Below are 12548 nucleotides of genomic sequence, written 5' to 3' on the forward strand. Positions count from 1 at the left end.
AGGTGATGGTTATGTTAAATGCAAACAAAGCACGAGATGATATTGGAGAGATTTTACAAAAACAGGAGTATCAAGTTTATTATAATCATTCTAACGGGTTGATCAAAACTTGGTGGGAAAAGGCCAAAGAGTGGATTGCCTCACAATTGGAGAAATTGTTCCCTTCCATTAAATCGGCAAGTGGCGCTTCCAGTTCCATTTTAATCACGATTATTGTTATTGTCATTTTATTGTTAGCTTTCGCAGCCTTTATTCTGATTCGAAATACAAGACGGAATCGATTGCTGCGAAACCAGAAGCCACTTCAATCATTAATTGAGAGAAATTGGACGTACGTAAGGCATTTAGAAGAGGCGGAAAAACTGGAATCCCTTGAAGAATATACAGAATCAACAAGGCACCTCTTCTTAGCCATGCTTTTTTATTATCATGAAATGGGATGGCTAGAGGCAAGGATATGGAAAACCAATTGGGATTACTATGATGAATTAAGAAAAGTGAGTCAGCAAAATGCTGAAGAATTTTACGAGCTTGCCCATTTCTTTGAGAATGCGGCCTATGGAGAACATAAGGTAAGTCCCGAAGAATATAGACCGTTTCGCACCAAAATCAGAGATATATTGGGAAGTAGGGGGGTGGAAAGTATTCAATGAATGCATCAAAAATACGTGGATGGATTTGGTTTGCCGTGCTTCTCCTTCTCTTTATTGGAGTTGGTTATTTCGCCTTTACACCCAAACCAAAAATTTATCCGGATTATGTCACCACCTCTCCTGCTCCAACTGGGATTAAGGCATTATATACATATTTAAAAAATGAAAAAGACGTAAGAAGCTGGAACCATTCACCCGATCTACTCCCTAATGGGGACAAAAACCAAATGCTTGTAATGGTCGGGCCTTCTTTTACACCTGAAAAAGAATTAATGCAGGCATATGAAGATTATATGAATGCTGGAAATACGATCTTGTTATTACAAACAAACCCAAAAGGGATGTTTGATGTTGAAGCGGAATTTATTGAAAAGAGTACCTCTCAAAGTGAAAAATGGCAGACGGTAAAGGATCAGAACCATAAATCTTTCAAAGCAGAAGTGAATTCAGATGTTCGAATCCGCACGATCAAGGGCGATGAACTGCTGCTGTCTGATCAGTATGGTCCGATCGCAGTAAAAAGAACCTATGGGAAGGGACATTTAATCGTTGCCATTACCCCTGAGTGGTTGACCAATGATAAACTACTGAAAAAAGACCATTTGCCACTTAGTTTTCAACTATTAAATCGAGGGAATCCTGACACCCTTTTGGTTGATGAATATACGCATGTTGGGGAAAACAAATCGTCCATTTTAGCGGTTTATCCAATGTGGCTTTTGGTCCTTATATTTCAAGGGATTTTATTGGTGGTGTTCTGGCTGTGGTACAAGGGGAAACGGTTTGGCCCATTGTTAATCCCGCGGGAAGAGTGGGTCCGTTTTAGTGATGAAGGGATCCAGGCGATTGCCGCCTGGTATTTAAAAGGTAGACGTTATCAAGATTCACTCCATATCCAAGCAGATTATGTAAAGGTGCTGCTGCAGGAACGCTGGCATATTCCTTATCATAAGGATTGGCAGGACCTTACTCCTTATTTTGAAAGAAAATGGCTAAAAATGCCTGCCCGTGAAATAAAAACTTTCTTAAACGGCTTAGCCGCCATCTTAAACCGGGAAAAGATCAATAAGCAAGAATATCTTTTGTGGTCGAGAAAACTAGAGGAATTACGAAACGAGGTTGAATCATGAAGACAGAATTAACATCTTTTTTAGAAAAATATGGAGAGCGGATCTTAGGTCAGAACCTTAATCTTAGACTCCTGCTTTCTGCCATTCTATCAGGCGGACATGTCCTTTTGGAAGGAGTTCCTGGCACCGGTAAAACGCAAATGGTTCGAACGCTCGCAGGTCTTCTGGGAGGCAGCTTTAACCGGATTCAGTTCACACCGGATTTATTGCCTAGTGATATTACTGGCAGCACGATTTATAACATGAAAGAAAGTACGTTTCAAACACTTAAGGGTCCGATCTTTACTAATATCCTATTAGCTGATGAAATTAACCGAACCCCTGCTAAGACACAAGCAGCACTTTTGGAGGCGATGGAAGAAAAGCAGGTGACCATCCAAGGAGAAACCTATCTTTTGCCGGATGTATTTTTTGTGGTCGCTACACAAAATCCAATTGAATTTGAAGGTACATACCCACTTCCAGAAGCGCAGCAGGATCGTTTTTTATTTAAACTTTACATCGATTTTCCTTCCTTTGATGAGGAGAAAGATGTATTGAAGATGGTGATTGAAAACACTATTGAGGAAAGTTCGTTAACAGCGATCTTGGATATGGACACTTTTATTGCGATAAGAAAAGAAATTGAAAAAGTAACCGTTAGTGAGACCGTATTAGGTTACATCTTACAGATCGTTCGTAAAACACGAGAGGCGGAATCAATCCGCTTTGGGGCCAGTACGAGAGCTGGGATTTCAATTGGGAAAGCGGCTCAAGCTTGGGCATATCTTTCAGGGAGAGACTATGTGACGCCAGACGACATTAAGATGGTTGCCAAACCGGCATTAAGACATCGTATTCAGTTATCTCCACATATAGAATTGGAGGGAGCAACCGTTGACCAAATCATTGAAGAGCTTGTGGGCTCGGTTCCTGTTCCAAGATAAAGGGATCCTACCTACCAAACGGTTATTGTTCATTTACCTCATAATTTCTCTAGTTTTCATGCTGGGAACGATTATTGGTATCTCGTGGGCCTATGTCATTACCTTTAATATATTGGCCCTTTGTATTAGTTTAATGGACTTACTTTTTTCACCTTGTAAACAGCTACTCTCCTTTAACCGGATATTGCCTAAAGAATTGGAAAGAGGTATCTCTTATCCAATCGAGATCGAGGTTAGCAATTCTTCACCCTATTTTTTTTCGTACCAATTGTTGGACGGCCTGCCACAATCCTTTGAAAGGCCGTTTCCACTTAAGGGACAAATTCAAAAGGATTCTACCGTAGTGATTACCTATGATACTACTGCTACGATTAGAGGAGACTATGATGTACAAAAGCTGTATTTTCGCTATAGCGGCCGGTTTGGTTTATGGGAAAAACAAACAACCGTTTCCTTAAAGGAAACGGTAAAAGTGATTCCAGATTTAACTGAAACAAAACAATACTTAGAAAATGCTCAAAGTTATTTAAAGTATGAAGGATTAAACATCCGCAGACAAAGGAGCGGTGTTGGTGATTTTTCAAAAATCCGAGAGTTTGTGGTCGGTGATGATCCGCGTAAGATTAACTGGCGGCAAACGGCCAAACTGCGGGAAGTCATGACAAATGACTATGAGCCAGAGCATGGCAAATATATAACGATTTTAATTGATTGCGGGCGTATGATGGGAGCCGAGTTGAAAAAGGGGAATCGGCTAGAAAAGGCGTTAGAAGCAGCCCTGACTGTCACGGCAGCCGCATTAAAAAAAGGCGATTATGTTTCTGTTCTTGCTTTTTCAAAGGAAATCCACGTCTTTGTTCCCCCTGCCAAAGGAATGGCTCACTTACAGACAATATTGCATGCTATTTACAATCTAAAGGTAGACGCATCTGAGTCTAATTATGGAGCTGTTTTACTATATTTAGAAACGATTCAAAAGAAACGAAGTCTGCTTTTCTTATTTAGTGATGTTCGTACTTTTTTACATGAGGAAAGTGCGTTAGTCTATTTACTACGGCTTCGACAGCGCCATTTGTTTTTGATGATCGGCGTGGAAGACCAGACTCTATTAAAGAGGGTAAAGGAAGTGCCTGAAACGGTACAGCAAGCAATGGTGAAAAGTATTGCTCAGCAGCAAGTCATAATAAAAAAGCGAGAAAAGAGCAAATGGGAGAAACAAGGCCTCCAGATGATAGAGGCCCGAGAGGAAAAGTTGGCTGTAACGGCCGTTTCCAATTATATTGAAATTATGAATCAAAATCTTTTATAGGCTGGGATTTGGCTAGTTTAAGTTTGCCAATTAACACATATAGGATAAGGCCGGCAACGGTTAGGACCGCAACGAAATATTTTGCTTCCAACGAAATCTTTGCCGGTGTAATGAAGCCTTCGATGATTCCAGCTATTACAAACAATGGAATTGTACCAAGCAAAAGCTGAACGGATCGTTTGGCATGCCGCTTTAATTGCCAGCCTCTTGTGTATTGCCCCGGAACAAAGAGCTTATAGCCCATTAAAAGCCCGGCCCCGCCCGCGATAAAAATAGCTGTAAGCTCGATCATTCCGTGTGGAACAATGTAGGCCCAAAAATCATAGGATTTGCCGTGATGCCAAAAAAGGGCAGCAAGTGCTCCAATAATGATCCCGTTATAGACCATTAAATAAACGGTAACGAGCCCAAAGGCAATGCCACCGGCAAAGGCAAAGATGCCGACTTTAATATTGTTAGTCATAATACTCGCTGACATCAGGGAAGAATCAACTGCATCAGAGCCTTTTCCTAATTTTTCTGGATCAACGCCTTGAGAAATTTCCGCAGGGAGAATCGAATAAATATGGAGCGGGTCATTCAAAACCGATAGAAAGCTTCCGATGCCTCCAATTAAAAATAAAATCATCGCGGCGACGACAAATTTCCATTGCTCAAGCAATAAACCAATAAATTTAGTGCTAAAAAAATATCGAATCTGTTTAAAGCTCGAAACCTGGTCTTTGTATAAAAGGTTATGTGCTTTGGAGACAAGTCCGTTTAAATAGGGCGTTATTTCATCATTTGGAAAATAAGTTTGACTGTAAGAAAGATTTTGCGCTGCCTTTTGATATAATCGATGAAACTGTGTAATGGTTTCACCGGTATAGTCCCTTTTTCGCTTGCTTAATAGGGTAACGAATTGTTCAAGTTGTTTCCAATCTTCCCGGTGCATTTTGACAAATTGCTTGAGATTCATTTTGACACCTTCTTTTACAGAGCTATGTAAATTTTTATCCTTTTCTCCTTATTATAGAAAATTAGTAGGAAAATAGAAACCATATCAGAGAAAATCAACGAGATTTAAGGGGGGAATTTGATGACAGAGGATCATTTAGATATCAAAACACCAGAATATGTAGCCATACAGTTTCAGATTGCTGGATTAGGGAGCAGAGCCGCAGCCTTTATTATCGATCAGGCTCTGCTTATGATCATAAATATACTGACAATCGTGATTCTTTTTTTCGTAATGGATGGGATGGAAACATCTCCTTTTTTTCTTACGGAAAGTACCTTTCCGATTGCGATTGTGGTGATAGGTTTGTTTGTTCTAAATTGGGGCTACTTCTTTTTCTTCGAGTTTTTTTCTGGGGGTCGAACCCTTGGTAAAAAAGTGGTCGGGATCCGAGTTATTCAGGAAAATGGGCACAGCATTACATTGCTGTCTAGTTTTATTCGAAATCTTGTTCGTTTGATCGATTCACTGCCAACTGCTTATTTTCTTGGTATTATTATGATATTTTTCCATCCTAAACATAAACGGCTTGGTGACCTTGTTGCAGGTACGATTGTCGTTCATGAACGAAAGGCCAAAAAGAAAAAGAAATTTACACCCATTGAAAAAGAAATTAATCTCAGAGGACTTACCGAGAACGACCTTGAATTGGATGACTGGACGTTAAAATCATTTACGGCTAAGGATTGGAAGTTGGTGAGTACCTATGCAAGCCGTTTTCATCAGTTGCCAGTGGAGGAACGAAATCAGCTGACAAAACAGATTGCTGATTTGCTGCTGCCTAAAACAGGGATCGACGTGGTAGGAAAAACGGAGACAGAATTAGAAAATACTCTACTTATTCTTTACTTAAATCTTAAGGATGAATGGGAATTTGAGCTTTAGATTTTTCACCTATAAAATTCAGTATGAAATTTTACAAATAGCACATAATTCCTTTAGGTATTAACAATATTCAAAGGAGTATGTCCATGCATTGGTATGAAAAATTAAATCAATATTTCCCGATTGAGGAAATGAAATCAAAAGAACATATAGAGACTTTAATGAAAGAACGCTCTGAAATCTATCATAAGGATGAAGGGCCCAATCATGTTTTAATGTATGTAGAGCTTGATAATTTTATTTTCATCGATTATCTTTTTGTATCTAAAAATGACCGTGGTCAGGGACTCGGTCATAAACTTATGGGAAAAATGAAGCACAGAGGGAAACCGATTATTCTGGAAGTGGAACCGGTAAACTATGGAGACAGTGATACAGCAAAACGGCTTCGTTTTTATAAGCGAGAAGGTTTTGAACATGCAGAGTCAATTGGATATGCACGGAGGTCTTTAGCCACAAATGAAATTAATAAAATGGAAATACTTTATTGGGCTCCAAGTAATGAGTCAGAAGAAATCATCTTTGATGCCATGAAAAAAACTTATAACTTAATTCATACCTATAAAGACAAACGCTTCTATGGCGAATCCTATCAACCGGTTGAAGAGGTACTGACTTTTAACAAAGAAACTGAAAATGGAAATATACTTGATAATTTATAGTATCCTTTGTTCTAGTCATTAGGAACAATAAAACACAGCCTTTGTAATTATAAAAAGCCTGGCCTTACTTTTCTGAAGGTCAGGCTTTTTATCTTACTTCATAAATAACTTGATTTTTTCCAGTCCGTTCTTAACATTTGGATAACGGAACGGTATATCAAACTTTGTAGTTTGTTTAAGGACACTTTTTTGATGAGAGAACGTGTCAAAATTCCCTTTTCCATGATAAGCGCCAATCCCGCTGGTACCAACACCGCCAAATGGCAGGTATGGAGAGACAAAGTGATAAACAGTATCGTTAACACATCCGCCCCCGAAGGAGACTTTATTTAAGACTTCCTCTTGGATGCTGTTATTTTCCGAGAAGATATAGAGAGCAAGTGGTTTTGGATGACGATGAATGCCCTCGATCACCTCTGATAAATCGACATATTCCATCACGGGAAGAAGAGGTCCGAAAATTTCATCCTGCATAATCGATTCTTCCCATGTGATATCAGTTAAAACGGTAGGCTCGATTGTTAATCGTTCCTTATCCGTATTTCCACCCATAAATAATTGTCCATTGTCCAAAAATGAAGAAAGTCGATTAAAATGCCTTTCACTAACAATCCGCGTAAAGTCAGGATTCTTTAAAGGCTCTTTTCCATACAATTCAAGTGTTGTTTCCTTAAATTGCTGAAGAAACACATCTTTAATACTTTTATGAACATAAAGATAATCCGGGGCGATACAGGTTTGTCCGGCATTTGTAAACTTCCCCCAGGCAATCCGTTTGGCAGCCAGTTTAAGATTCGCATCCTCATGAACAATACAAGGGCTCTTTCCACCCAGTTCTAATGTTACCGGGGTTAAATGTTTTGCAGCGGACTCCATAATAATTTTTCCGACAGGAACACTTCCTGTGAAAAAGATGTAATCAAGCTGTTCATACAACAGGGCTTGACTTGTTTCAACTCCGCCTTGGACGACCGCAATATATTCCTCTGGAAAAATTTCTTTTATAAGGGTCTCTAATACCTCGGATGTTTTAGGTGTCAATTCAGACGGTTTGATTATGGCGCAGTTTCCAGCGGAAATCGCGCCAATTAACGGCGCCACTGCCAATTGAAATGGATAGTTCCAAGGTGCGATGATCAATGCTACCCCGTAAGGCTCTGGATAAATATAACTATTGGAACCAATATGGGTAACCGGTGTTTTAACCTTTTTGGGGGCTGCCCATGAACGCAGATGTTTCACTGTAAAACGCAATTCTTCCAAAACAAATCCGATTTCTGATGTGTATGCGTCAAATTCTGATTTATTTAAGTCTGTTCTTAAAGACTCCATTAGTGTTTTTTCATTTTTTTTAATCGCATTTCGTAACTTTTGAAGGGCTTCAATACGGAAATCGACATTTTTAGTTTTTTCCGTTTTGAAAAATGATTTTTGCTTGTTAATGAGAGAACTGTAGGTCTCCATTCTTTACCCACCTTTTATTTTTTCCTACTTGAATACAGAATGCTACTCCTTTATTAGCTGGTAAAGTTGAATCAGGTCATCCTTATAGAGAATTCGCGGAACAGGATAGAGAGGATTGGCTTCTGCGAGAGCCCGCTCTACCATAACGGGAATATCACTTTCAATAATCCCGCTTACTTTTTTAGGGATGTCCAACCTTTCATTCAAATGCTTAATTGCCGCTATGAATTTCTCGGCATTTTGTGCAATTGATTTCTCTGGGTCAGCAATGCCGATGACGTCTGCAAGTTCTGCTAACGGCTTTTGGACTGAATCACCGTAATACTCGAGGACATAGGGTAAGATAATCGCATTTGCAAGCCCATGGGGAACCGAATAGAATCCACCCGAGGTATGTGCAATCGCATGTACATAACCAACATACGCTCTAGTAAAAGCCATTCCAGCCAGATAGGCTGCCTTTTGCATATTTGAACGTGCCGCAAGATTGGTCCCGTTTGCGTATGCTTCATCGAGATTATCAAAAATTAATTTTACAGCATCGATACTGTACTGCGCTGTATTCTTAGTATTACTCCTGCCAATATAGGCTTCAACCGCATGTGTCAAAGCATCAATCCCGGTTGCTGCTGTAATATGAGGGGGGAGTTTGACAGTTAACAAGGGATCCAAAACGGCAAAATGCGGAATGAGTGATATATCCATTATGGCATATTTTTCATGGGTTTTGCTATTAGAGACTACGGCAGCAAGGGTAGCTTCACTGCCTGTGCCAGCTGTGGTAGGAATCGCAAAGAGGGGAGGAAGCTTCTTTATTATATTTAATACACCTTTCATTTGCGGGACGGTTTTTTGGGGCTTAGCAACCCGGGCGCCTACACCTTTCGCACAATCCATCGGGGAACCCCCGCCAAACGCGACTATGCCTTGACAGTTATTATCCGAGTACATTTGTAATGCTTCTTCAATATTTTCGATCGTGGGATTTGGGACCGTTTTATCATAGATTACGTAGCTAATTTTTTCACTTTGAAGATCTTCTAGGAATTCATCCATCAGTCCAACCAAGACGATTCCTTGATCGGTTACGATTAAAACGTTTTCAACTCCTTGGTCTTTAATAAGGTTGGCCAGTTCCCGTAGACTATTTTCGCCTTCTAATAGTTCCGGTTCCCGCCAAGGCAGGAGGGAGGAGGTCATTTTCATGACCCTTTGAAACGTTCGGCAATAAGCTTTGTACATGACATTACCTCACTTTACCTAAGATTTAGTAAACTTTCTTTTTAAAATCACGGGAAATTCTAAGTCACCAAAATACAAGGGACCTTAGGAAAATAGTTCTATAACCAGAAAGGTATACAAATTTTATATCTAATTTAATTTGGAAAAGTCAAGTTAGTTTTATGAATATAATTAAAATTATGAAAATATGACTAATGTTATGAAAAATCTGACGGGAAAGATTATACTGCTATTTTATTTAGACTTTAGAAGGAAGGGAGGGAGAAAGGAAAATAAAATAAAAAAGCCTAGAACACTAGGCTTTCATCTTAGTATGGGAATTGTGAAGAATAGCTGTTAAATTGCTGATAAGCCTGATCGATTTTTTGCTGTTCTTCCGCCTCAAGCTTATACCAGCCATGCTGGAACATTAAGTTATAAAGCTCACGGCTACTTTGGTGTGTTTCATTTAGGATTTGCTGTAATTCTTGATGCAGCTGTTCATGGCTGGCCTCGCGAACTGCAATATTCAAGCTGTCAGTTAAATATTTGCAGGTACTAAGCGCATCATTAACATAGTCACGATCGTTCATTTCCGGACTTTTTACCTTCGGCAGTTCACCAGTTTGCGGATTGGCTATTTGATTCTTGTTTTGGTTTTGTTGTGATTGTTGGTTTTGCATCACTTAACCTCCGTTTTTCTTTTTTGAGATTACTGTAGTTGTGTATTAGGTAAGCTTGCTAAAGCTGCATTATTATCGACTTGTAGGTGACCAAGGATTCTTTGGAAATGATTTTGGTGCATTTGGCCGACTTTGTCGAGTGCTTGCTTAAATTGTGGATTTTGCACTTGCTGAGCCATAGAATGAAATTTCTTAAATGCAAGCAACTCCCATGACATAGCATCCTTCAAATATAAAAGATCCTTTGTGGTAATGGCTCGTGGCGGGTTGGGAATAGGCGGTTGATTATTTTGCATCATTTGCATAATAAGACTCCTTTGCTATTTTAGTGTTTAACAAATATAGAATTTGCAATAGTGAGTGATTTTATGAAAAATACCAGTTGGTTAAAAAATAAAGACGTCTTATTTGGATATATTAACGTTGGAGGTGAATGTGTATGGATAAGAATAAAAAACAAGACAGTCGCACCGTTGAAGATAACCAAGCGGAGGCATCGCGCCAACAAGCTGGTTCATCAGGAAAATACGGAACTGAATTTGCTTCAACAGACAATAAAGTCACAAGAAAAATTGAGCCGTAAAAAGGCGCCCATTAAGGGTGCCATCTATTTTCTTTGATGTCCTGATAATTGATAAGGAAGAAGGCATATTTTGTGGAAACAGACCAAATACATACAGTGAATTTTAAAATGGAAGACACGGATGGAAAAATTGAGGTTAAAGGAGAAATATCTGGAGCAGCAAAAATACCGAATCATGATGATCTCAAATTTAAAGCAATTATTGCATTACTTAATTCTATAGATAAACAGAACTTTATAGTAACAGAGAATCTTCCATTATTTGATACATATGTAAAAGAAATCGAGGAAACGATTATGGAAGTCTCAAAGTACGAAAAGTTTCAAGGTAAGAACATTAGGAGAGAATGAACATCCTAAATTTCAGCTTATGCCACTAGTGTAGAATTATATTGGACGACAAACTGCCTAAAAATATGTAGTATATCCGATGTCTATTTTATGGAAAGGCTCATCTTTTTCCTAAAGTGCATACCATATCGGCAGGTGGTGAGTATATGTTTAATCGAATCGACAAAGAGTTGTATGGAAATGAATATCAAGACGCTAATTTAAATGGCGTAAGGCAGGAAATGGGTCTGCCAAGCGGGGCAGAAGCAGGGCAACAAGCAATGGATCATGGAATTGACAATGATTTGTATGAAAATGAATATGAAGACTCTGATTTTAATGACGTAAGGCAGCAAATGGGTCTGCCAAATGGGGCAGAAGCAGGGCAACAAGCAGTGCAGTATGGAATTGACAATAATTTGTATGAAAATGAATATAAAGACTCTGGTTTTAGTGACGTAAGGCAGCAAATGGTTCTGCCAACTAGAGCAGATGCTGAGCAACAAGCAATGCATCATGGAATCGACAATGATTTGTATGGAAATGAATATGAAGACTCTGATTTTAATGACGTAAGGCAGCAAATGGGTCTGCCAAATGGGGCAGAAGTAGAGCAACAAGCAGGGCAGGATGGAATTGACAATTGTTTGTATGAAAATGAATATGAAGACTATGATTTTAATAGTGTGAGGCAGCAAATGGGTCTGCCAAGCGGGGCAGAGACTGGGCAACAAGCAATGCATCAGGCCGGATATCAAGCAGGGTTCCAGGCAGGGTTCCAGGCGGGGTTCCAAACCGGGTTCCAGACCGGGTTTCAAGCAGGTTATCAAACTGGTAACCAAACTGGATTACAAACAGGGGCACAGGCAGGTGTACCAACGGGGACTCAAGTTGGTTCCCAGACAGGAGCACAAATGGGAACTCAGGATGGTGCACAGGCAGGAACACAAACAGAAACTCAAGATGGTACACAGGCAGGAACACAAACAGGAGCTCAAGATGGTGCACAAGTAGAAGCACAAACAGAGCAACAGCATCCTCACGCTGGGCATCAGTTTGGTCCAAGGGATTTAAGTTATGAGTAGATTCAAATAACCATTGATTATTTAGCAGTAAGTTGTTATATCGAAACTTTATTCTTTAACGGTTTCATCATGTTGCTAAAACAGTAGACAAAGAAAAAAGGCAGGTGGGATAACCAATACCCTATCTGCCTTTCTTTAATTTATCAATATTGTCTTTCATTTTCCTATTCAAGTTTAGCAGTAAACTATCATCATTGTCCCGCCTTGGTAAGGTTCCAGAGGGCTTATCGGTTAAAAAGGGGCTTTTCTTCTTACTTACTCCCACATTATCATCTCCCATACTAATCCCTGTCCATATATATATATTGTTTGTATGGTCAAATTATGAAAGTTTTAATCAAAAAAGACAGGAGTATCACCTGTCTTTTAGTCTTATTTTGCGTAACGGCTATCTTTTAAGCGATCTACAGCTTCGTCACTTCTCTTAAATAATTCCCGTGTATACAATGATGGAGAAGTTCGTGGAATTGTTCGAGTAGCCTTCTCTTGTAAAAAAGGAGACTTAACTCTACCGCTGCGCCTTCCAACAATAGTTACTACATTTTCTTTAGGTTTTTTAGTACGCTCTGGCATTTTATCCACTCCTTTCCTACCTATACCCTAATTCTATCAAACATACA

The 12548-nt window shown here is 39.4% G+C and carries 15 protein-coding genes; 9 read left to right on the forward strand and 6 right to left on the reverse strand.

Annotated features, from left to right (window positions below):
* Positions 1-11: 11 nt before the first annotated feature.
* The 4 genes from COD92_RS00195 to COD92_RS00210 are packed head-to-tail and all read left to right on the forward strand — an operon-like array spanning position 12 to position 4018.
* Positions 12-653 (forward strand): DUF4129 domain-containing protein, encoded by a 642-nt coding sequence (locus tag COD92_RS00195; RefSeq protein WP_098532106.1) that lies wholly within the window; start codon positions 12-14, stop codon positions 651-653.
* Entirely contained in the window at positions 650-1783 is a 1134-nt protein-coding gene (locus COD92_RS00200) for a DUF4350 domain-containing protein (protein ID WP_098532107.1), read from the forward strand. Before COD92_RS00195 ends, COD92_RS00200 begins: the two co-directional genes overlap by 4 nt.
* Positions 1780-2709, forward strand: a complete 930-nt coding sequence (locus COD92_RS00205) for an AAA family ATPase (protein ID WP_098532108.1) — start codon at positions 1780-1782, stop codon at positions 2707-2709. The genes COD92_RS00200 and COD92_RS00205 overlap by 4 nt, the downstream gene beginning before the upstream one ends.
* Positions 2660-4018, forward strand: a complete 1359-nt coding sequence (locus COD92_RS00210; RefSeq protein WP_255286757.1) for a DUF58 domain-containing protein — start codon at positions 2660-2662, stop codon at positions 4016-4018. Before COD92_RS00205 ends, COD92_RS00210 begins: the two co-directional genes overlap by 50 nt.
* On the opposite strand, the gene COD92_RS00215 is transcribed toward COD92_RS00210, so the two are convergent.
* A complete protein-coding gene (locus tag COD92_RS00215) occupies positions 3996-4976 on the reverse strand; it encodes a stage II sporulation protein M (protein ID WP_098532109.1) in 981 nt (326 codons plus the stop codon). The two genes, COD92_RS00210 and COD92_RS00215, sit on opposite strands and share 23 nt — an antisense overlap.
* 120 nt (positions 4977-5096) lie before the next feature.
* On the opposite strand from COD92_RS00215, the gene COD92_RS00220 reads away from it, so the two are divergent.
* Both COD92_RS00220 and COD92_RS00225 read left to right on the forward strand, forming a co-directional pair.
* Positions 5097-5900: an RDD family protein gene (locus COD92_RS00220; protein ID WP_098532110.1), complete on the forward strand. Its 804-nt coding sequence runs from the start codon at positions 5097-5099 to the stop codon at positions 5898-5900.
* Positions 5901-5986: 86 nt separating this feature from the next.
* Entirely contained in the window at positions 5987-6562 is a 576-nt protein-coding gene (locus COD92_RS00225) for a GNAT family N-acetyltransferase (protein ID WP_098532111.1), read from the forward strand.
* A 93-nt stretch (positions 6563-6655) separates the two neighbouring features.
* Here COD92_RS00225 and COD92_RS00230 read toward each other — a convergent pair whose 3' ends face one another.
* The 4 genes from COD92_RS00230 to COD92_RS00245 all read right to left on the reverse strand — a co-directional run bounded on the left by COD92_RS00230 (position 6656) and on the right by COD92_RS00245 (position 10229).
* Positions 6656-8026, reverse strand: coding sequence for an aldehyde dehydrogenase (locus COD92_RS00230; protein WP_098532112.1), 1371 nt, complete (start codon positions 8024-8026; stop codon positions 6656-6658).
* 42 nt (positions 8027-8068) lie between these two features.
* The gene (locus COD92_RS00235) at positions 8069-9268 is read right to left on the reverse strand and encodes an iron-containing alcohol dehydrogenase (protein WP_098532113.1); all 1200 of its coding nucleotides are present in this window, start codon (positions 9266-9268) and stop codon (positions 8069-8071) included.
* A 308-nt stretch (positions 9269-9576) separates the two neighbouring features.
* Positions 9577-9930 carry a spore coat protein gene (locus COD92_RS00240; RefSeq protein ID WP_098532114.1) on the reverse strand — a complete coding sequence of 118 codons (354 nt, stop codon included), beginning with the start codon at positions 9928-9930 and terminating at the stop codon, positions 9577-9579.
* A gap of 29 nt (positions 9931-9959) precedes the next feature.
* The gene (locus COD92_RS00245; protein ID WP_176541327.1) at positions 9960-10229 is read right to left on the reverse strand and encodes a ferritin family protein; all 270 of its coding nucleotides are present in this window, start codon (positions 10227-10229) and stop codon (positions 9960-9962) included.
* 140 nt (positions 10230-10369) lie between these two features.
* Here COD92_RS00245 and COD92_RS31715 point away from each other — a divergent pair, with 140 nt between their 5' ends.
* The 3 genes from COD92_RS31715 to COD92_RS00255 all read left to right on the forward strand — a co-directional run bounded on the left by COD92_RS31715 (position 10370) and on the right by COD92_RS00255 (position 11928).
* Positions 10370-10513, forward strand: coding sequence for a hypothetical protein (locus COD92_RS31715; protein WP_176541324.1), 144 nt, complete (start codon positions 10370-10372; stop codon positions 10511-10513).
* Between the two features lie 72 nt (positions 10514-10585).
* Entirely contained in the window at positions 10586-10864 is a 279-nt protein-coding gene (locus COD92_RS00250; RefSeq protein ID WP_098532116.1) for a hypothetical protein, read from the forward strand.
* Between the two features lie 146 nt (positions 10865-11010).
* A complete protein-coding gene (locus COD92_RS00255) occupies positions 11011-11928 on the forward strand; it encodes a FliH/SctL family protein (protein ID WP_098532117.1) in 918 nt (305 codons plus the stop codon).
* A 372-nt stretch (positions 11929-12300) separates the two neighbouring features.
* Here COD92_RS00255 and COD92_RS00260 read toward each other — a convergent pair whose 3' ends face one another.
* Positions 12301-12501 (reverse strand): hypothetical protein, encoded by a 201-nt coding sequence (locus COD92_RS00260; RefSeq protein WP_098532118.1) that lies wholly within the window; start codon positions 12499-12501, stop codon positions 12301-12303.
* Positions 12502-12548 lie beyond the last annotated feature (47 nt).

It is taken from the genome of Bacillus sp. AFS037270 (assembly GCF_002585305.1).

Coding starts and splice junctions, on each gene's coding strand:
- COD92_RS00225 (WP_098532111.1), top strand. CDS start 5,987: ATGCATTGGTATGAAAAATTAAATCAATATTTCCCGATTGAGGAAATG.
- COD92_RS00260 (WP_098532118.1), bottom strand. CDS start 12,501: ATGCCAGAGCGTACTAAAAAACCTAAAGAAAATGTAGTAACTATTGTT.
- COD92_RS31715 (WP_176541324.1), top strand. CDS start 10,370: ATGGATAAGAATAAAAAACAAGACAGTCGCACCGTTGAAGATAACCAA.
- COD92_RS00220 (WP_098532110.1), top strand. CDS start 5,097: ATGACAGAGGATCATTTAGATATCAAAACACCAGAATATGTAGCCATA.
- COD92_RS00255 (WP_098532117.1), top strand. CDS start 11,011: ATGTTTAATCGAATCGACAAAGAGTTGTATGGAAATGAATATCAAGAC.
- COD92_RS00235 (WP_098532113.1), bottom strand. CDS start 9,268: ATGTACAAAGCTTATTGCCGAACGTTTCAAAGGGTCATGAAAATGACC.
- COD92_RS00245 (WP_176541327.1), bottom strand. CDS start 10,229: ATGATGCAAAATAATCAACCGCCTATTCCCAACCCGCCACGAGCCATT.
- COD92_RS00215 (WP_098532109.1), bottom strand. CDS start 4,976: ATGAATCTCAAGCAATTTGTCAAAATGCACCGGGAAGATTGGAAACAA.
- COD92_RS00230 (WP_098532112.1), bottom strand. CDS start 8,026: ATGGAGACCTACAGTTCTCTCATTAACAAGCAAAAATCATTTTTCAAA.
- COD92_RS00200 (WP_098532107.1), top strand. CDS start 650: ATGAATGCATCAAAAATACGTGGATGGATTTGGTTTGCCGTGCTTCTC.
- COD92_RS00205 (WP_098532108.1), top strand. CDS start 1,780: ATGAAGACAGAATTAACATCTTTTTTAGAAAAATATGGAGAGCGGATC.
- COD92_RS00240 (WP_098532114.1), bottom strand. CDS start 9,930: ATGCAAAACCAACAATCACAACAAAACCAAAACAAGAATCAAATAGCC.
- COD92_RS00195 (WP_098532106.1), top strand. CDS start 12: ATGTTAAATGCAAACAAAGCACGAGATGATATTGGAGAGATTTTACAA.